Consider the following 18,107-nt stretch of genomic DNA (forward strand, 5'->3'; position numbering starts at 1 on the left):
GTAACGAAGAGCGGGACCGCTGGAGTGAATCCGGCGGTCCCGCTCTTTTCGTCATCCCGTTGGGCGTCAGGCTTCTTCGGTCCGGTAGATGCCGGCCATCCAGTCCTCCACGTCCCCGGCGTCGCGGGGCAGGGCGGCGCTGAGGTTGACGGGTCCGTCAGCGGTCATGAGGATGTCGTCCTCGATCCTGACACCAATACCGCGGTACTCCTCGGGGATTGCCAGGTCTTCCTTCTTGAAATAGAGGCCGGGCTCGATGGTGAACACCATGCCCTCCGTGAGGATACCGTCGAGGTAGAGTTCCCGCTTGGCCTGTGCGCAGTCGTGCACGTCCAGGCCCAGGTGGTGGCTGGTGCCGTGTGGCATCCAGCGGCGGTGCTGCTGGCCTTCGGGACTGACGGCCTCTTCAACGCTGACCGGCAGGATGCCCCATTCGGCCAGGCGCTCCGCCAGCACGGTGGTGGCTGCGGTATGGATGTCACGGAACTTGGTTCCGGGCTGGGCCGCCGCGAATCCGGCGTCCGCGGCGTCGAGGACTGCCTGGTACACCTTGCGCTGGATGTCGCTGAAGGTGCCGCTGGCCGGAAGCGTCCGGGTGATGTCAGCTGTGTACAGGGAGTCGGCCTCGACGCCGGCGTCAAGAAGCAGGAGTTCGCCGGCATGGATTTTGCCGGTGTTGCGGGTCCAGTGCAGCACGGTGGCGTTGTTTCCGGACGCCGCTATGGTGTCGTAGCCAAGTTCGTTGCCCACCTCGCGTGCCCGGGCGAAGAACGCCCCCTCCACGACGCGTTCGCCGCGGGCGTGGGTGAGGGCCCGCGGCAGGGCCTTGACCACCTCTTCGAATCCCTCCACGGTGGCCGACACCGCGATCTTCATCTGCTCGATTTCCCAGTCGTCCTTGAGCAGGCGCAGTTCGGAGAGGGCTTCGCTGAGCTTCTCGTCCAGGGCGTCGAGCTCGCCAAGGTCCAGGTTCTCGGGATCCCTGGCGGTGTTGTAGCGGGCCGTGTCCACCAGTGCGTCGATGTTGTCGTCGACCTTGCGGACCAGGCGGATGGAGATGCCGCCGATCTCCGGGGCTCCCACGTCCTTGGTGATGGCTGTTTCCAGCTGGTCGATATGCGCTGTGGCCAGCCCCAGCCGGGCTTCGAACTCCTCGAGGGTGGGGCGGGCCCCAATCCAGAACTCGCCGGCGCGGGAGTCCGCGTAGAACTGTTCCGTATCCCTGCCGGCCAGCGGCCGGAAGTAAAGTGTGGCCCGGTGGTTGCCGCCGTCGTCGCCCGTTCCCTCGTCCACCGGTTCCAGGATCAGGACGGCATCGGGTTCGTGGTCCAGGCCGAGCCCGGTCAGGTGCGCGAAGCCGGAGTGGGGCCGGAAGCGGTAGTCGCAGTCGTTGGAGCGGACCTTGAGCGGGCCGGCGGGAATGACCAGGCGTTCACCTTTGAACCGGGTCGAGATCGCCTTGCGCCGGGTTGCGGCGTAACCGGCGACGGCGTCGCGCTGGGGAAGGTCCTGGCTGGACGGCGCCCAGTTGCTGGCCATAAAGGCCTTGAACGCGTTGGAACTGGGCCGCTGGGAGCGGTTGTTGACGCGGTCCTCCAGCGGCTGGGAAGCAGAGTTTTGGGTGTTTTCGGCATCGTTCACGGCACCATCGTCTCACCAGCGTCCCGGCAGCGCGAACGGGCCTCCCCGGTCTGCTGTCCCTGGTCCACTAGGCTGGATAAGTGAGGATTGACCTGCATGCCCACTCCAACGTCTCCGACGGCACCGAGGCGCCGGCCGATGTCATGGCCTCGGCTGCCCGTGCCGGGCTGGACGTGGTGGCCCTGACCGACCATGATTCGACGGCGGGCTGGACGGAAGCGGCGGATGCTGCTGCAACGTACGGCGTGGCCCTGGTGCCCGGCATGGAGGTCTCGTGCCGCACGGAGGAAGGCATCAGCGTCCACCTCCTGAGCTACCTGCACGACCCCACACATCCCGGCCTCTTGGAGGAGATCACCAAGGCCAAGGATTCCCGCCTGACCCGCGCTGAACGGATGGTCACCATCCTGGCCGAAGACTACCCGCTCACGTGGGACGATGTGATCCACCACGTGGCACCCGGCGCCACCCTCGGCCGGCCGCACATCGCTGATGCCCTGGTTGCGGCGGGCGTGGTGGAGGACCGCTCAGAGGCCTTCGCCTCCATCCTCACCTCCCGCTCACGTTATTTCATCCCGCACTACGCTCCGGACCCTGCCACCGCCGTCGAACTTGTCCGTGCCGCCGGCGGCGTGCCCGTGTTCGCACACCCCGTGGCGTCTGCCCGGGGACGGATTGTGGGGGAGCGCACCTACCGCGACATGATCGACGCCGGCCTGGCCGGCCTGGAGATCGACCACCGGGACAACCCGGAGGAGGGCCGCGACTTCCTGCGCAGGCTGGCGGCCAGGCACGGCCTGCTCATCACCGGCTCCTCCGATTACCACGGCACGGGGAAGCCGAACCTGCTGGGGGAGAACCTCACTGCACCGGACATGCTGGCCCGCATTGAGGAACTCGGCACGGGAGCCGCCGTCGTGCGTCCCTAGTTGGGCTGGAACGCTGTGAAGGCGGCGTGCGCACCCAGGCGCTTGGCCATGATGTCGATGGCCGGCTGGTTCTGGTCCACGCACACGAATTTCCGGCCGAGCTTTGCGGCCACTGCCCCGAGGGTCCCGGAGCCGGCAAAGAAGTCCAGGCACCAGTCCCCGGGGCGGGATGACGCGGCCACCACGCGGCGCACCAGGCCCTCCGGCTTTTGCGTGGGGTAGCCCGTCTTTTCCTTGCCGGTGGGCGAGACGATGGTGTGCCACCAGACATCGGTGGGCAACTTGCCCAGTTCCCTTTTGGCGGGGGTCACCAGGCCCGGCGCCATATAGGGTTCACGGTCCACCTCGGCGCTGTCGAAGTGGTATTTCGCCGGATTCTTGACGTACACCAGGATGTTGTCGTGCTTGGTGGGCCACCGGTTCTTTGCCCGGGCGCCGTAGTCGTAGGCCCAGATGATCTCGTTAAGGAAGCACTCCCGGCCGAAGATCGCATCCAGCATCACCTTGGCGTAGTGCACCTCGCGGTAGTCCAGGTGCAGGTACAGCGTCCCGTCGTCGGCCAGCAGCCGCCATGCCTCCACGAGCCGGGGCTCCAGGAAGGACCAGTAGTCGCTGAACGCGTCGTCGTAGCGGTGCAGGGCGCCTTTGATGGTGTCGTAGGAGCGGCCCTTGAAGCCCACCCGGTCACCACTGCCGTCGGCGTTGGCCACCATCCGGGTTTCCTGGCGCTGCTGGGGCCTGCCCGTGTTGAACGGCGGGTCTACGTATATCAGCGTGAAGGCGCCGTCCGGCAGCGTGGGGAGGTACGCCGCGTTGTCCGCGTGCACCACCAGGCTGCTGCCGTCCGGCGCCCAAACAGTGTCAGTCATTTCCGGGAGTTAGCCCTCGGAGGTGCCGGGCTGCGTGCCTTTGTCGGCACCCGCCACCACTTCGCCATTGCGCCGGCGGGTACGGGTCCTGGTGCGGCGGGCGCGTGAGGGCTGCTCGGCGGCGGCTGCGGGCGGGGCAGCTTCAGCGGCGGGCGCCGCGTCCGGGTTTGACGTACGACGGCGGCGCTCGCCTGGGCGGGCCGCGGCGTCACCGCTGCGGCCACCTTCGCGGCGGCCGCCCTTGCCGCCGTCGGCCTTGCCGCGTCCCCGGCCGTCGCGCTCACGGGGGCGGCCCGAGTCCCGGCCGCCCCGGCTGTTCTTCTTGCCGGTCTCACCCAGGTCTTCGAGTACCTCCGCGTCAACGCCGGCAAGGGTCCGCTTGTCACGGGGCAGGCGGCCCTTGGTGCCCTCGGGGATGTCCAGGTCCGTGTACAGGTGGGGCGAGGACGAGTACGTTTCAACGGGCTCGGGTACGTTGAGGCCAAGTGCCTTGTTGATCAGGGCCCATCGGGGAACGTCGTCCCAGTCCACGAACGTGACGGCGGTGCCCTTGTTGCCGGCGCGGCCGGTGCGGCCCACCCGGTGCAGATAGATCTTCTCGTCTTCCACGCACTGGTAGTTGATGACATGGGTGACGTCCTCGACGTCGATGCCGCGGGCGGCCACGTCCGTGGCCACCAGGACATCCACCTTGTTGTTGCGGAAGGCGCGGAGAGCCTGTTCACGGGCACCCTGGCCCAGGTCGCCGTGGATGGCGGCGGCAGCGAACCCGCGGTCCACCAGTTCCTCGGCCACCTTGGCGGCGGTGCGCTTGGTCTTGGTGAAGATGATGGTCCGGCCGCGGCCGCGCGCCTGCAGGATGCGGGCCACCACTTCGGTCTTGTCCATGCTGTGTGCACGGTAGATCAGCTGGCGGATGTCCCGCTTGGTCAGGCCCTCATCCTCGGGGTCCGCAGCGCGGATGTGGGTGGGCTGGGTCATGTAGCGGCGCGCCATCGCGATGACGGGGCCGGGCATGGTGGCGGAGAACAGGAGCGTCTGGCGGACGGCGGGGGTGGCCGCGATGAGCGTTTCCACATCCGGCAGGAAGCCCAGGTCCAGCATTTCGTCGGCTTCGTCCAGGACGACGATCTTGACGTTCTTCAGGCTCAGGTGCTTCTGCTTGTAGAGGTCGATGAGCCGGCCGGGGGTGCCGACAACCACCTCGACGCCCTGCTGCAGCGCCTCCACCTGAGGCTCGTAGGCGCGGCCGCCGTAGATGGTGGCGATCCGTGCGTTGCGTTTGCGCGACGCCGTTTGCAGGTCGTTGGCCACCTGCACGGCCAGTTCGCGGGTGGGAACGATGACCAGGGCCTGCGGGGCGCCCGGGACTGCCAGCTTTGCGTAGCCGGGGTCATCCTGCCCCACGACGCGCTGGAGGGCCGGAATCCCGAAGCCGAGGGTCTTGCCGGTGCCGGTCTTGGCCTGGCCGATGATGTCGTGGCCGGCCAGGGCGACGGGCAGGGTCATGGCCTGGATGGGGAACGGGTGGGTGATCCCGGCGTCGGCCAGGGAGTCGACGATGTCTTCGCGGACGTTGTAGTCGGCAAAGGACTTCTCGGCGATCTCGTGCGGCGTTTCGTCCGAGATGATGGTTTCTTCCGGCTCAATGGTTTCCGTGCCGGACGCATCGCTCAGGAGCTGGTGGGTATGCAATTCACTCACAGGGGAGTTTCCTTATTCATTTAGGCAATGGCGCTGCCTGCTCAACGGTCCGGCCAAGGCTGGCCGCTCCGGAGCACGCTCAGGCGCGCAAGCGATTCCAGTGGAAGCCGATCGCGGGCTATCTAATGCTGGCACTGGGGACCAGCGGGCAAATCTCAAGATCGCGTAGGGGCGGGCTTGTTGGTTTCAATGGGAGGAAATCAACGACCGGGCATCCAGTTCTACCCCTCCAGTCTAGCGGCAAGGGTCAGGAAACACGGTTTTAGGCGCTCAAGGGCGCGCGACGGGATTCAGGAGATGAGCTCGAAGTGGATCTGGCGGGTGGTGATGTCCGATGAAACCAGCCGTACCCGGACCTTGGTTCCGGATTCCAGCTCCCCGGCGCAGCGGGCCGTCACCGCCGGTTCGGCGATCTGGATGATGCCGGAACTTCCGTTGCCGTTCTTGCCGTTGCCATTGCCGTTGCCGTTCTGCGGCCTGGACCCGGAAATGACAATCGCGTCGAACTCCTGCCCAATGTGGTTTAGTAGCAGGGCCGCCTGAACTGTGTCCAGGGCCAGGCGCTCCATCCGTGACGCCAACTGGTCCGAGCCGGCCATGATGCCGGGCAGCAGCGGAAGGGCCTCCCGTGCCCAGCCTGGAACATCGCCGCCGTTGCACAGGGCCTCGCAGATGACGAGGACGAACCGGTCCACCAGGCGGCGCAGCGGTGCAGTGGTGTGGGCGTAGGCGGCACCGATGGCGGACTGGATGCCGTCTTCGGGCACAGTCCCGTCGAAGGCTGTATAAGAGGCGCCGCGGAAGAGCATGCCGGCAGAGTGCATGATGGCCAGCTGGCGCGGGTCGGTGGGGTCGAGGGACCGCAGGTACTCGCCGTAGCTGACTTCCCCGTCCCACGGCCTGCCCAGGACCTCGGTCTGCAGGCGGAAATGCTTTAACGACCGTTCATCCGGAGCGGGCATGGTGCGCAGGATGCCTACCTTGCCTTCGAGCATGAGCTGCGCGGCCGCCATTCCCGTCATCAGGGAAATCTGCGCGTTCCAGTCTTCCACCGGAAGCTGCGGAACCGCGTCGATGCGATAACCGCCGTCGGGCATTTGGACGATTTCCTGCTCCGGCATGTTCAGGCTGGCGCCTTCACGGGCCCGCTCAAGTGCCACCCGCTTCAGGCCCACCTCACGGAGCAAATGCAGCACAGGGGAGGCTGTCCCGGCGTCGAGGTCTGCCTGGGCACCCTTGTAGCTCAGCTTGTCGCGGCTGCGTACCCGCGCCCGCCGGACGCCCACCGTCAGCACCGACGCGTCGCCGTCGAGCGTGAAGTCCCAGACGAACGCCGAACATTCCTGGCCGGGCAGCAGGCTGCCTGCCCCTTCGCTGATGACCTCCGGATGCAGCGGGATCCGGCCGTCCGGAGCGTAGAAGGTCTGCCCGCGGCGCCGCGTCTCCGCGTCCAACGGACCTCCCGGAGCCACAAACGCCGGTACGTCCGCGATCGCGTACATCACGCGGTAGCCGTCCCCGTCCACTTCGATAAACACGGCCTGGTCCAGGTCGGTGGAGGACGCCGGATCGATGGTCACGAACTCGACGGCGGTCAGGTCGTAGGAGGGCAGCTTCAGTGCGGCCACGGCAGCCCGGGCGTCCTCCACGGCGTCGGCAGGGTAAGTGCCCGGAAGTTCGAGTTCGGTCCGCAGCAGGCCCAACGCCTCTTCCAGGGCGTTCTTGTGGTCGTGGACGTTGGGGGCCAACCGATGATGTGACACAAAAATCAGCGTAGCTCCAAGTCCACGGATATGGCATCAGGATCCGGCGGCGTCCAACGCGTCGAGGAGGGAAGCAGCAGCGGCGGCAGGATCCGGTGCGTCGGTAATTGCACGGACCACCACGATCCTGCGCGCGCCGGCTTCCGCCACCTGGTGGACGTTGCCGTGGTCGACGCCGCCGATGGCAAACCAGGGCACCGGATCTGCCGCCTCCCGGGAAGCCTTCGCGGCGTACTTCACCAGCTCGGGGCCCACGGCCGCCCTGCCGGGCTTTGTGGGCGTGGCCCACACCGGACCCACGCAGAAGTAGTCCAGGCCCGAGGGGCCTGCGGTTGCCGCCAGTGCGGCGTCCACCTGTTCGCGCGTGTGGCTGGAGAGCCCGATGGCGGCGTTGCCGTTGACCAACGTGCGCGCAGCGGCCAGCGGAAGGTCCTTCTGGCCGATGTGGAACACCGGCGCGCCCGACAGTACGGCGATGTCGGCGCGGTCATTCACGGCCCACAACCTGCCGTGCCGGACGGCCGTTTCCTTCAGTACGGCCAGGAGATCAAGTTCCTCCGCCGCCTCGATTCCCTTGTCGCGCAGCTGGATGATGTCCACGCCACCGGTGAACGCTGCATCCACGAATTCGGCAAAGTCGCCCCGCTCCTTCCGCGCATCGGTGCAGAGGTACAGGCGCGCTGCCTTCAGGGCATCGTTGTTCCGCACATTGACGACTTCAGCATTGACGGCGCCGGCAGCCGGTGCGTGGGTAGCTGCGGGGAAGGATGGGGTGGTCGCATTCATGCCTGCAAGCCTAGTTCCTCTAAACTGGGCAGGTACTGCGGGAGCCCGCGGCAGCTGTCACAAAGCGCCGGGCTGAGAGGGCGTCAGAGCCGACCGCTTGACCTGATCCGGTTAATGCCGGCGTAGGGAAGGAACCCATATGCGTACCCCCATCAAAGACCACACTGGGTCCGGTGCTCCCACCCCTTCCGGTATCCGCGCCGACGTGGCAGTCATCGGCGGGGGAGTGGTGGGGCACGGCATCGCCTGGGAGGTGCAGCGGTCCGGACGCTCCGTGGTCCTCATCGACGATGCGCCCGGTGCCGGTGCCAGCTGGGCCGCCGCAGGCATGCTGGCCCCGGTCAGCGAACTGCACTACCAGGAGGAACAGCTCCTGGAACTCATGCTCGAATCATCTTCACGCTGGCCGGCCTTTGCCGCCGGGGTCGCCGCTGCAACGGGCGCGGATTGCGGATATCTGACGACGCCGACGCTCGCCGTAGGTGCCGACGCCGCCGACCGGCGGGCGCTCATGGACCTGCGCGCCGTGCAGCAGGCCAACGGCCTGGACGTAGAGCCCTTGACCGTGCGGGAGGCCCGCCGCCGCGAACCCCTCCTCAGCCCGGCCATCGCCTGCGCCCTTGACACTCCCGCCGACCATCAGGTGGATCCACGGCGCCTGGTGGCAGCCCTGCGGCTGGCCCTCGCGGCCGGGGCGTCCGCGTCACCCGGGCTGGCCGCAGACGGGGCGGTGGACGGGTTTGCCGTGCCGGAGCGCGCCACCGGACTGCTGTGGCAAGGCGGAAACGTGGTTGGCGCGCGCCTTGCCGGCGGAGGCGCGGTCTTCGCCGCGGAAACAGTGGTAGCCAACGGCCTGCAGGCGGGGGCACTGGAGAACCTGCCCGGAGGGCTGCACCTTCCCCTGAGGCCCGTGCACGGGGACATTCTCCGCCTTGCCGTTCCCCGGCACCTCCAGCCACTGGTGACCTCGACCGTACGTGGCATGGTCCACGGCATCGCCGTGTACATCGTTCCGCGGCAGGACGGCACCGTGGTCATCGGCGCAACGCAGCGGGAGGACGCCCTGTCCGACGCCGTCAGCGCCGGCGGCGTCTACCAGCTGCTCCGGGACGCGCAGGCGCTGGTGCCCGCCGTCGCCGAACTCGAACTCCTGGAATGCACTGCCCGCGCCCGGCCGGGAACGCCGGACAACGCACCGCTGCTGGGCAGGGTTCCAGTGAACCCGGGTTCACTGGACGAAGGATCCTGTGCAACAGTGCACGGTCTGATTATCGCCACGGGGTTCTTCCGGCATGGCGTCCTGCTCACCCCCGCGGCAGCGTCCATTTGCACGGAACTGCTGGATGGAAAAGCCGACCCCCGTTGGTCGCCCTTCAGCCCTGACCGGTTCTCCAGTCCACCAATTGCCGATCACAGCACCCACATCAAGGAGACAGCGTGAACATCACCCTCAACGGAAACCCGCACACGGTGGCTGACGGCGCCTCCATCACCACCCTCGTCACCCAGGTCACCGGCCGCCCACTGGCCAGCGACGGCCAGGCGACGGACGGCCGGAAACTGGGCGTCGCCGTCGCGCACAACGCCCAGGTGGTGCCGCGCAGCCAATGGTTCGCCACGGCGCTCGCCGACGGCGACGACATCGAACTCGTCACTGCAGTACAGGGAGGCTGACACCATGACCGAAACCAGCACCATCAACCCTGCGGGAAACGCAGGCCCCGGCGACGCACTGGTGATCGACGGCGTCGCCCTGGGTTCCCGGCTCATCATGGGCACCGGCGGGGCGCCGAGCCTGGACGGCCTGGGTGCTGCGCTTTTGGCCTCCGGTACCGCCCTGACCACCGTGGCCATGCGCCGCTACTCTACGGCTGAGACCGGCTCGCTGTTCCAGCTGCTGGTGGACCACGGCATCCGCGTGCTGCCCAACACCGCCGGCTGCTTCACCGCACGGGACGCAGTACTCACCGCGGAGCTGGCCCGGGAGGCCCTGGAGACCGACTGGGTGAAGCTGGAAGTCATCGCCGACGAGCAGACCCTCCTGCCGGACGCCGTGGAGCTCGTGGAGGCCACGGAGCAGTTGGTGAACCGTGGCTTCAAAGTCTTCGCCTATACCAATGACGATCCCGTGCTGGCACTGCGGCTCGAGAATTTGGGTGCCACCGCGGTCATGCCACTGGGCGCGCCCATTGGAACCGGGCTGGGTATCCTGAACCCCCACAACATTGAGCTGATCGTGTCCCGGGCCTCGGTTCCCGTGGTCCTTGACGCAGGCATCGGCACGGCGTCGGATGCCGCGCTGGCCATGGAGCTTGGCTGTGACGCCGTGCTGCTGGCTACGGCCGTGACCCGCGCACAGAACCCGGCGCTCATGGGCGAGGCGTTCAAGCATGCAGTGATCGCCGGCAGGATGGCACGCGCGGCCGGCCGCATCCCGCGACGGGAGCACGCCCTGGCGTCATCGGCAATGGAGGGCCGGGCGGAGTTCCTCTGATCCGATGAACAGACAGCTGTGGCCACCACCCGGAATGGGTGGTGGCCACAGCTGTCTGTGCTGTCGGCAGCCGCTCTGCCGGGGCGGCGTCAGCGCCGCAGGATGGCCGTCAGCCGCTCCGTGTCGTGGCGGGCACGGGTCCGTCCCACGTAAACGACGACGGCAATCGCAGCAGCTGTGCCCAGGACCATGGGAAGGACCCACGGAAGCCAGGTCAGCCCGGGCAGGTAGCCGAAGCCGGCCGCGATAAGGATGATCCAGGCCAAAGCCGCAACACCCGCGGCGATGCCTGCCGGCAGGGCCGCGCCGTACTTGGCATGCCGCTTGTCACTGGCCCAGATGATGAATCCGGCGGCAACAGTGGCCAGCACCACGATGGTCAGCGAAAGCATGGATCTCCCTTGCGAACTGGGTGGCCGGTGGAAACTAGAACTGGCCGAAGCCCACGCGACGGACCTCTTCGGCGCCGATTTCCACGTAGGCCAGGGCGTTGCCCGGAACGATGATCAGGCGTCCCTTGTCATCCTTCAGGCGCAGCTCGCCGCCCTCGCTGATGGCCTGGCCCACAACCTTGGCCACGGTGTCGGCATCCTGCGTCGATTCCAGCACGATCTCGCGGCCAACGTTCTGTACGCCGATCTTAATTTCCAAGGGGGCCTCCCAGCCTGTGAAGTTCGTCGATGATGTCTTATTTGTAGTCTAGGACTCTTTGGGGAAGCGAGAGATTCCGCGCCAAGCTAAACGGTAGATGAGGTCGCTGGCCACATCGAGGTCCAGGTTGCCGTCCGTTTCCAGCCAGTAACGGGCGCTGACCTGCGCCATCCCGGCCAGCCCGCGGCCAAGGAGCTCCGCCTCCAGGTGGGGGAGCTTGGTGTCCTCGGCGATGACCCGGGCAATGGCGTCGGCGAAGGTCCTGTTGAAGGTCTCCAGCCGCGAGCTGACGTCGGGGTCGTTGATCAGGTCCGATTCGAACACCAGCCGGTGCGCCTGGTCGTCGCTGGCAATGAAGTGGAAGTAGGCACGCATCACGGCCTGGACACGTTCGTCGTTGTCCGTGGTGGAGTTCAGGGCTCCCAGCATCAGTTCGGTCAGGGATGCCAGATGGCTTTCCAGCAGCGCGAGGTAAAGATCGCGCTTGGACGGAAAATGCTGGTACAGCACCGGCTTGCTGACGTGCGCGGTTTCCGCAATCTCATCCATGGCAGCACCGTGGTAGCCGTTGGCCACGAATACCTCCTGGGCCGCAACGAGGAGCTGCGCCCGGCGTTCATCCCGGGGCATCCGGGCGGACCGCTGGCCTGGGGGACGGGAGGGAGCCTGCGGTTCGGCCGCGGGCGGGCGGTCAGCCCGTGCTTCAGGGACCACAGTTGTCCTTCTTTCCATTGCAGTTACCTTCACTTTACTGCGGGGTAATATGACCCGGCGGTATCCCGGGGCATACATTGAAGTATGGCTTCGTCTTTCACCGCAAATGTGTCAACCGTTTCCTTGGATCCACTGGTGGAACCGGCTGCCGCCCTCAGCCCGGCCGAGGTGGAAAGGTACTCGCGGCACGTAATCATTCCCGAGATCGGTGCCCTGGGGCAGCGGCGGCTCAAGAACGCCAGGGTGCTGGTGATCGGCGCCGGCGGCCTGGGCGCACCGGCCCTGCTGTACCTGGCCGCGGCCGGTGTGGGCACGATCGGAATCATCGACGACGATGTGGTGGACCTGAGCAACCTGCAGCGCCAGGTGATCCACGGGGTCAGCGACGTGGGCCGGCCCAAGACGGAGTCAGCGCGCGATGCCATCGCGGAGCTGAATCCGCTCGTGGACGTGCGGCTGCACAACGTCCGTTTGGACTCCTCGAACGCCCTGGAGCTGTTCAGCGGGTACGACCTCATCCTGGACGGCGCCGACAACTTCGCCACGCGGTACCTGGTCAACGACGCCGCAGCCATCCTGGGCAAACCCTATGTGTGGGGTTCCATCTTCCGTTTCGATGGCCAGGTCAGCGTGTTCTGGGAAAAGCACGGACCCACCTACCGCGACCTCTACCCCGAGGCTCCGCCGGCCGGCTCAGTACCCTCGTGTGGCGAGGGCGGCGTGTTCGGCATGCTGTGCGCCGCCGTGGGATCGCTGATGGTGACGGAGGCAGTGAAGCTGATTACCGGCGTCGGGCGTTCCCTGCTGGGGCGGGTTGCCCTCTTCGATGCCCTCGGCGGCAGCTGGCGCGAGATCCGGGTATCCAAGGACCCTGCAGCCCAGCCCATCACCGAACTCACGGACTACGAGGCGTTCTGCGGGATCGCCCCTGCATCCCAGGCGGACACCGAACACACTGTCACCGCCACGCAGCTCGCCACCATGCTGGCCTCCCGGAATGCCGGGCTCAAGGACTTTGAGCTGGTGGACGTCCGCGAGGCGGGGGAGTACGACATTGTCCGCATCGACGGGGCCAAGCTGATTCCGCAGGGACGGATCCTGGCCGGCGAAGCGTGGGATGAGCTGCCGCGGGACCGTGACATCGTGTTCCACTGCAAGGCCGGAACACGGTCCGCCAACGTCCTGGCGGCGGCGCGGGAAGCCGGGTACCAGCGCGTCAGCCATCTCGACGGCGGGATCCTGGCCTGGGTGCGGGAGGTGGAACCCGGAAAGCCCGTCTACTGACCCGGACGCCCCATCACCTTTCGCGCTGATCCAAAAAACGCCCCATCACTTTCCTCAAGGAAGTGATGGGGCGTTCCCCGGTCAGGGGTAAATGATGATGGGGCGTTGGGCGGGGAACCTCAGGCGGTTTCGCGGCCGTTGTGGTCCACCGGGCACTCGGCCTCAACCACTGCAGGCGGAGCCGGTGCAGCCGGCTGCTCCACCGTGATGCCGTACAGGGCCTCCAGGGCCGCAACGTAGTCGTCCTGCTGACCATTTGCGGCGAGTTCGCGGGCGCGGACGGTGGGGACGTGCAGCAACTGCTTGACCATACGGCGGAGGGCGAACTCCACCTCTTCGGCTGCGGCGGTGCAGCCGTGGCGGGCGCGGACCTTTTCCATCTCCGCGTCCAGGACGTTCATGGTGTGGCGCCGCAGGGCAACGATGGCTGAATCGACGGAGCGGGCTTCCCGTTCCTGCTCGAATGCCTTGGCAGCGCCCTTGACGATGCCGCTGGCCTGCGCCAGCGATTCCGCCTGTTCCTGCGGGGCGGCCAGGCGGACGGACTCCAGGGTCAGCAGTTCCACGCCCTCCAGCTCGCCGACGGCGGGGTCGAAGTCATGCGTAAGGGCCAGGTCGATGGCAATCAGGGGTTGCGGTGAACCGGCGCGGACCTGGGCCAGCTCATCGGCCTCAACCCGCGTATCCGACCCGCTGCAGCCGATCATGACGTCGGCGGCGGCAACGGCAGGCCGCAACGAATCAGCATTGAGGGCAACACCTCCACGCGAGGCCACGAATCCTTCGGCCCGGCCGGAAGAAGAGTAGACGGAGATGTCCGTGCAGCCGCGTTCCCGCAGCAGGGCCATGGTGGCACCGGCGTAGGCGCCGGTGCCGAAGAGGACAACCTTCTTGGCCGACCAGTCGGGGTTTTCGGAAAGATCAGTGGCCAGGTCCAATGCCACGGACACGATGGAAAGCCCCCGGGAACCGAGGGCCGTCTGCGCACCCACATCCTTGGCGGTCTTCGACGCCGCCTGGAACAGCCGGACAAGTCCCGCGCTGGCAGTGCCGTCATGCTGGGCGGTGATCAGTGCCCGCCGTACCTGGCCGGCGATTTCGCGTTCGCCGACGACGGCGGAGTCCAGTCCCGCGCTGACGGCAAACAGGTGCTGGGTCACCTCTTTCCCGGTGCGCGTGCTGAAGGAACGCGAGACGAGGGATTCGGCCAGCCCGCTGGCCTCGCTGATCCGGGAGACCAAGGCAGCGCGGGCGGCTTCGACGTCGTCCGGATGGGGGGCCTCGCCGTAGATCTCGTAGCGGTTGCAGGTGGCGAGCACCACCGCTCCGGCCACGGCGGGGGATTCGGTGAGCGCGGATGCGGCAATCCCGGAAGAACCGTTGCTCAGCTGAGCAACGGTTTCAAGATCGATGTCGGCGTGTGTAGCCACCAATGAGAAAAGAACCACAGCAGACCAATCATAGCTTTTTCGTTGCCCGGTAGAACAATCTTCGGACAGGATTGTCGCCACAGCCTGAAGTGATTCGCGCCACCTTGCCGAAGCGGGGCCGTCAGTCGACAGGTTGTCGTTATCTTTTGCAGCTCTTTTTCGGCACAATCAAAAGCATGACTCCTAGCCCTGCCGTCTCCGCTGCCGGCACCCTTGCCGCAGACCATCCACTGATGGACGGCCGTACCGCAGACTCACCGCTGATCACGGCCTACCGAGGGGGCAAACCGTCCCGCCGTCCTGTCTGGTTCATGCGGCAGGCGGGACGGTCATTGCCGGAGTACCTGAAGGTCCGCGAGGGCATCGCCATGCTTGACTCCTGCCTCCGGCCGGAGCTGGCCTCCGAGATCACCCTGCAGCCCGTGCGCCGGCATGACGTGGATGCCGGAATCTTCTTTTCGGACATTGTCATTCCCCTGAAGCTTGCCGGGGTTGGCGTTGACATCGTCCCGGGTGTAGGGCCCGTGCTGGACAAGCCCGTACGCACGGCGGCCGATGTCGCAGCCCTGCCGCAGCTCACGTGGGAAGCCCTTGAGCCCATCCGTGAAGCGGTCCGGCTGACGGTGGCGGAACTGGGAAAGACCCCACTCATCGGGTTCGCCGGTGCACCGTTCACCCTGGCCGCCTACATGGTGGAGGGCAAGCCGTCCCGTGACCACCTGGGTCCCCGGACCATGATGCACGCGGACCCGGGAACCTGGACGGCTCTGGCCAACTGGGCGGCCGACGCCTCCGGCATGTTCCTCAAGGCCCAATTGGAGGCCGGCGCCTCCGCCGCGCAGCTCTTCGACTCCTGGGCCGGCTCGCTGGGGCTTGCCGACTACACCAAATACGTTGCACCGGCGTCGGCCCGCGCCCTGGACCATGTCCGGCAGCTTGGTGCCCCGCTCATCCACTTCGGCACCGGCACGTCCGAGCTGCTCGTGGCCATGCGCGACGTAGGCGTCGACGTGGTGGGTGTCGACTACAGGCTGCCCTTGGACGAGGCGAACCGCCGGCTGGGCGGAACCGTGCCGCTGCAGGGGAACATCGACCCTGCGCTCCTGGCAGCCCCATGGGACATCCTCGAAGCGCACGTCCGTGACGTCATTGCCGCCGGTTCCGCCGCGCCCGGCCACGTCCTGAACCTGGGACACGGCGTACCGCCCGAAACGGACCCGGACGTCCTGACCCGGGTGGTGGAGCTCATCCACTCCATCGCGCCGGAGTAAGCCATGGGCAGCTCGCCGGCGAAGCCCGGCAGGGCGCTGGTGGTGGGCGGCGGGATCTCCGGACTGCTGTCCGCCCGGGAACTCGCCGCGGCTGGTTATGAGGTGACCGTCCTCGAAGCGGGGACGGCGTGGGGCGGGTGCGTGGGCAGCCATACCGTCGCCGGACTCACCCTGGACAGCGGCGCCGAGTCCTTCGCTACCAGGTCCGACGCCGTCGCCCGGCTCTGCGCCGAACTCGGGCTCGGCGGGAAGATTGTCCCCCCACGCCCCGGAGGTGCCTGGGTGCAGCTTCCGGACGGACCCCGCGAGCTGCCCCGCACCGGGGTACTGGGCATCCCCGCCAACCCCTGGGACCCCGAGGTGCGCAGAACGCTGGGTATCCTGGGCTCACTCCGCGCCTCCCTGGACCGGTTGCTGCCGGCCTCTGTGGGTGCCGGAGCGGGCGTCACCAGCGTCTCCGCCCTGGTTCGGGCCCGGATGGGTTCGCGCGTGCTGGAACGGCTGGTTTCACCCGTGGTCGGCGGGGTCCACTCCGCTGATCCCGGACTGCTCGACGTCGACATGGTGGCCCCCGGGCTCCGTGCCGGGCTCCGCAGGCATGGTTCCCTCGCTGCCGCGGTTTCGGCGCAGCGGCGCGGCGCAGGAACGCCCGGCAAAGCCCCGGGGAGCCACCCGGCCAAGGCGGGCTCCGCCGTCGCCGGCCTGGACGGCGGAATGCACACCCTGGTGGACGCCCTGGTGGCGGATCTCCGGGGCCGGGGAGTGACCCTCTTGCTGGGCGCCGCCGCCACAACAATTTCGCGCTCCCCGGCCGACTGGCTCGTCCAGGCCGCGGGTACAACCTTCCACGGCGCCCTGCTGGTCGTCGCCGTGGAGGGACCTGCCGCCGTCGGACTGCTGGAACAGGCGGTCCCCGCGGTCGCCGGAAAGAAACCGGCGGCGGGGCCCGACGTCAAGCTGGTCACGCTGGTGCTGGACAAACCGGAGCTGGACCGGCGCCCCCGCGGAACGGGAATCCTGGTGGCTCCCCAGACACCGGGCATCGAAGCAAAGGCGCTCACGCACGCCACGGGCAAATGGGACTGGCTGGCAGCCGCTGCCGGTCCGGGTCACCACGTGGTCCGTCTTTCCTATGGCCGCGTGGACGGTGCTTCGGCGCAGCCCGCCGGCCCCGGGACCGATGATGAGCTGTTCGTGGCCGCCCTCCGCGATGCCTCCGCCCTGTTGGACGTCCGGATCTCCGGGGAGGACGTGCGGGGCTGGGACGTGGTCCGGTGGCGCGGAGCCCTGCCGTTCGCCGCCGTGGGGCACCGGGCGCGGGCAGCGGAAATCCGCCAGGCATGCACTGCTGCCGGCGGACTGGCCGTGGTGGGCGGCTGGGTGGCGGGGAACGGCCTGGCCGCTGTGGTGGCCGACACACGTGAGCAAATCGGCCGGCTGACCGCCGCCTGAGCATCGCTGCTGGTCAGCGGGGTTCAGCAGGTGCACGGCCGCGTGCGGCACCGTCCGGGCCGGGCTTTCCGGTTTCCAATCGGACAATTGTTCTGGTTAGGGTCGATGACTATGGTTCAACACAGGTCCGAGCTTTCAATGTCCCGGACCGGTATCCATGGGGGAATCCGGCGCGGTACCGCAGCAGCGGCCGTCGGAGCGGTACTGGTTCTTTCCACCGGCGTCCAGGCGTCCCTGGCAGACGACGCAGTCCCCCCTCCGCAGGACCCCGCAGCCCCAGCCGCCAGTGCTGCGGCTTTCGGGCTGTCCATCGCTGCCCGGCAAACTGCTGCCGTTACGCCGGGGCCGGACGTGACTGGCGGATCCTCCCCGCAGGGGAGTGAAGGGCAGAACCCGGCAGGACCCGGTGCCGGCGCCCCGGCAGCCCGGACGCCGCGCACGCCGTCCGCAATCCCTACAGTGCCTGACGCCCTGCTTCCGGTGATCACCGTTTCCCCGTCCGCGGACTGGACCGCGGCGCCTACGGGTCCGGCAACCTCGGGGACGCCCATGGCGCCGGGCCCGCAAACCACATCCGCGGCAGCACCAACGGGTTCGCCGTCGGTGGCCCGGCCGGGGGCGTCCACACCAGCTGGTTCCGGTGCGGCCTCTGCGCCTGGTGCTGCATCCGCGGCAGGAGCAGCTCCGGCCGCAGGCGTCACGGGCCAGTTGCCGGCGGTTGCCGCGCCGGCGGAGGGAACCGCGCCCGCGGCCGGCCAGGGAGGCGCTGCCCCGGTATCCGGCGAACAGTCCGCGGTGCCTGGTGCCGGTGCTGGGGTAAATTTCCTGCCCGGTACCCTTGCCGCCGGCGCCGATGGACCCGGTGCGCAAGGGGCCACGGCTTCTCCGCTGCCCACAGCTTTGTCCATCAATGCACGGAACTCCCAGCCGACGCGGCTGCCGCAGGCGGCAGGCGAGCAGGCAGGCCCGGGACGCCCGGTGTCCTTCGTCGGGCCGCTGCGGGACGTGCCTGGTGCCATGGTGTGGCTGGGGGCCGGGCTGGTTGGCGTGGGTGCCGCCGCGGGGCTGGTGTTCCTTCGCATGCGCCGCCCCTGATATCCGGTCCATCGCGGCGTGCCG

17 protein-coding genes and 1 riboswitch are annotated in these 18,107 nt (G+C 67.8%); of the genes, 8 read left to right on the forward strand and 9 right to left on the reverse strand.

Going from position 1 to position 18,107, the window contains the following annotated elements; translation table 11 throughout:
- Window positions 1–66: 66 nt before the first annotated feature.
- Window positions 67–1,641: an aminopeptidase P N-terminal domain-containing protein gene (locus tag J2X98_RS08555; protein WP_141942393.1), complete on the reverse strand. Its 1,575-nt coding sequence runs from the start codon at window positions 1,639–1,641 to the stop codon at window positions 67–69.
- 80 nt (window positions 1,642–1,721) lie between these two features.
- Between J2X98_RS08555 and J2X98_RS08560 the strand changes: the two genes are divergently transcribed.
- Window positions 1,722–2,570, forward strand: a complete 849-nt coding sequence (locus tag J2X98_RS08560; protein ID WP_141942390.1) for a PHP domain-containing protein — start codon at window positions 1,722–1,724, stop codon at window positions 2,568–2,570.
- On the opposite strand, the gene J2X98_RS08565 is transcribed toward J2X98_RS08560, so the two are convergent.
- From J2X98_RS08565 to thiE, 4 genes are all read right to left on the reverse strand, one after another.
- A complete protein-coding gene (locus J2X98_RS08565; protein WP_141942388.1) occupies window positions 2,567–3,439 on the reverse strand; it encodes a DNA-methyltransferase in 873 nt (290 codons plus the stop codon). The two genes, J2X98_RS08560 and J2X98_RS08565, sit on opposite strands and share 4 nt — an antisense overlap.
- 9 nt (window positions 3,440–3,448) lie before the next feature.
- Window positions 3,449–5,143, reverse strand: a complete 1,695-nt coding sequence (locus J2X98_RS08570) for a DEAD/DEAH box helicase (RefSeq protein WP_307306661.1) — start codon at window positions 5,141–5,143, stop codon at window positions 3,449–3,451.
- Between the two features lie 290 nt (window positions 5,144–5,433).
- Entirely contained in the window at window positions 5,434–6,906 is a 1,473-nt protein-coding gene (locus tag J2X98_RS08575) for an RNB domain-containing ribonuclease (protein ID WP_307306663.1), read from the reverse strand.
- A 36-nt stretch (window positions 6,907–6,942) separates the two neighbouring features.
- Complete coding sequence (gene thiE, locus J2X98_RS08580) at window positions 6,943–7,692, reverse strand: thiamine phosphate synthase (RefSeq protein WP_174237523.1); 750 nt, start codon at window positions 7,690–7,692, stop codon at window positions 6,943–6,945.
- 27 nt (window positions 7,693–7,719) lie between these two features.
- Window positions 7,720–7,838: riboswitch (TPP riboswitch) on the forward strand.
- Between thiE and thiO the strand changes: the two genes are divergently transcribed.
- The 3 genes from thiO to J2X98_RS08595 all read left to right on the forward strand — a co-directional run bounded on the left by thiO (window position 7,832) and on the right by J2X98_RS08595 (window position 10,186).
- On the forward strand, window positions 7,832–9,133 hold the full coding sequence (gene thiO, locus J2X98_RS08585) for a glycine oxidase ThiO (RefSeq protein WP_307306669.1): 1,302 nt from the start codon (window positions 7,832–7,834) through the stop codon (window positions 9,131–9,133). (Overlaps the previous riboswitch by 7 nt.)
- Window positions 9,130–9,366 carry a sulfur carrier protein ThiS gene (gene thiS, locus J2X98_RS08590; protein ID WP_141942380.1) on the forward strand — a complete coding sequence of 79 codons (237 nt, stop codon included), beginning with the start codon at window positions 9,130–9,132 and terminating at the stop codon, window positions 9,364–9,366. The genes thiO and thiS overlap by 4 nt, the downstream gene beginning before the upstream one ends.
- Before the next feature lie 4 nt (window positions 9,367–9,370).
- Entirely contained in the window at window positions 9,371–10,186 is an 816-nt protein-coding gene (locus tag J2X98_RS08595) for a thiazole synthase (RefSeq protein ID WP_141942376.1), read from the forward strand.
- A gap of 89 nt (window positions 10,187–10,275) precedes the next feature.
- Here J2X98_RS08595 and J2X98_RS08600 read toward each other — a convergent pair whose 3' ends face one another.
- Genes J2X98_RS08600 through J2X98_RS08610 form a run of 3 tightly spaced genes read right to left on the reverse strand, consistent with a single transcriptional unit; the run spans window position 10,276 to window position 11,551 of the window.
- Window positions 10,276–10,578: a hypothetical protein gene (locus J2X98_RS08600; RefSeq protein ID WP_141942373.1), complete on the reverse strand. Its 303-nt coding sequence runs from the start codon at window positions 10,576–10,578 to the stop codon at window positions 10,276–10,278.
- A 34-nt stretch (window positions 10,579–10,612) separates the two neighbouring features.
- The gene (locus tag J2X98_RS08605) at window positions 10,613–10,837 is read right to left on the reverse strand and encodes a DUF3107 domain-containing protein (protein ID WP_141942369.1); all 225 of its coding nucleotides are present in this window, start codon (window positions 10,835–10,837) and stop codon (window positions 10,613–10,615) included.
- A 48-nt stretch (window positions 10,838–10,885) separates the two neighbouring features.
- The gene (locus J2X98_RS08610; protein ID WP_141942366.1) at window positions 10,886–11,551 is read right to left on the reverse strand and encodes a TetR/AcrR family transcriptional regulator; all 666 of its coding nucleotides are present in this window, start codon (window positions 11,549–11,551) and stop codon (window positions 10,886–10,888) included.
- Between the two features lie 84 nt (window positions 11,552–11,635).
- On the opposite strand from J2X98_RS08610, the gene moeB reads away from it, so the two are divergent.
- Window positions 11,636–12,835, forward strand: a complete 1,200-nt coding sequence (gene moeB / locus J2X98_RS08615; RefSeq protein ID WP_307306677.1) for a molybdopterin-synthase adenylyltransferase MoeB — start codon at window positions 11,636–11,638, stop codon at window positions 12,833–12,835.
- Window positions 12,836–12,954: 119 nt separating this feature from the next.
- Here moeB and J2X98_RS08620 read toward each other — a convergent pair whose 3' ends face one another.
- Window positions 12,955–14,283, reverse strand: coding sequence for a glutamyl-tRNA reductase (locus J2X98_RS08620; protein ID WP_307306679.1), 1,329 nt, complete (start codon window positions 14,281–14,283; stop codon window positions 12,955–12,957).
- Between the two features lie 158 nt (window positions 14,284–14,441).
- Here J2X98_RS08620 and hemE point away from each other — a divergent pair, with 158 nt between their 5' ends.
- From hemE to J2X98_RS08635, 3 genes are all read left to right on the forward strand, one after another.
- On the forward strand, window positions 14,442–15,536 hold the full coding sequence (gene hemE, locus J2X98_RS08625) for a uroporphyrinogen decarboxylase (protein WP_307306682.1): 1,095 nt from the start codon (window positions 14,442–14,444) through the stop codon (window positions 15,534–15,536).
- Window positions 15,537–15,539: 3 nt separating this feature from the next.
- The gene (gene hemG / locus J2X98_RS08630) at window positions 15,540–16,988 is read left to right on the forward strand and encodes a protoporphyrinogen oxidase (protein ID WP_307306684.1); all 1,449 of its coding nucleotides are present in this window, start codon (window positions 15,540–15,542) and stop codon (window positions 16,986–16,988) included.
- 138 nt (window positions 16,989–17,126) lie between these two features.
- Window positions 17,127–18,083 carry a hypothetical protein gene (locus tag J2X98_RS08635; protein WP_307306687.1) on the forward strand — a complete coding sequence of 319 codons (957 nt, stop codon included), beginning with the start codon at window positions 17,127–17,129 and terminating at the stop codon, window positions 18,081–18,083.
- Window positions 18,084–18,107: the final 24 nt, after the last annotated feature.

This window comes from Pseudarthrobacter enclensis (assembly GCF_030811655.1).
Lineage (GTDB): Bacteria > Actinomycetota > Actinomycetes > Actinomycetales > Micrococcaceae > Arthrobacter > Arthrobacter enclensis_A.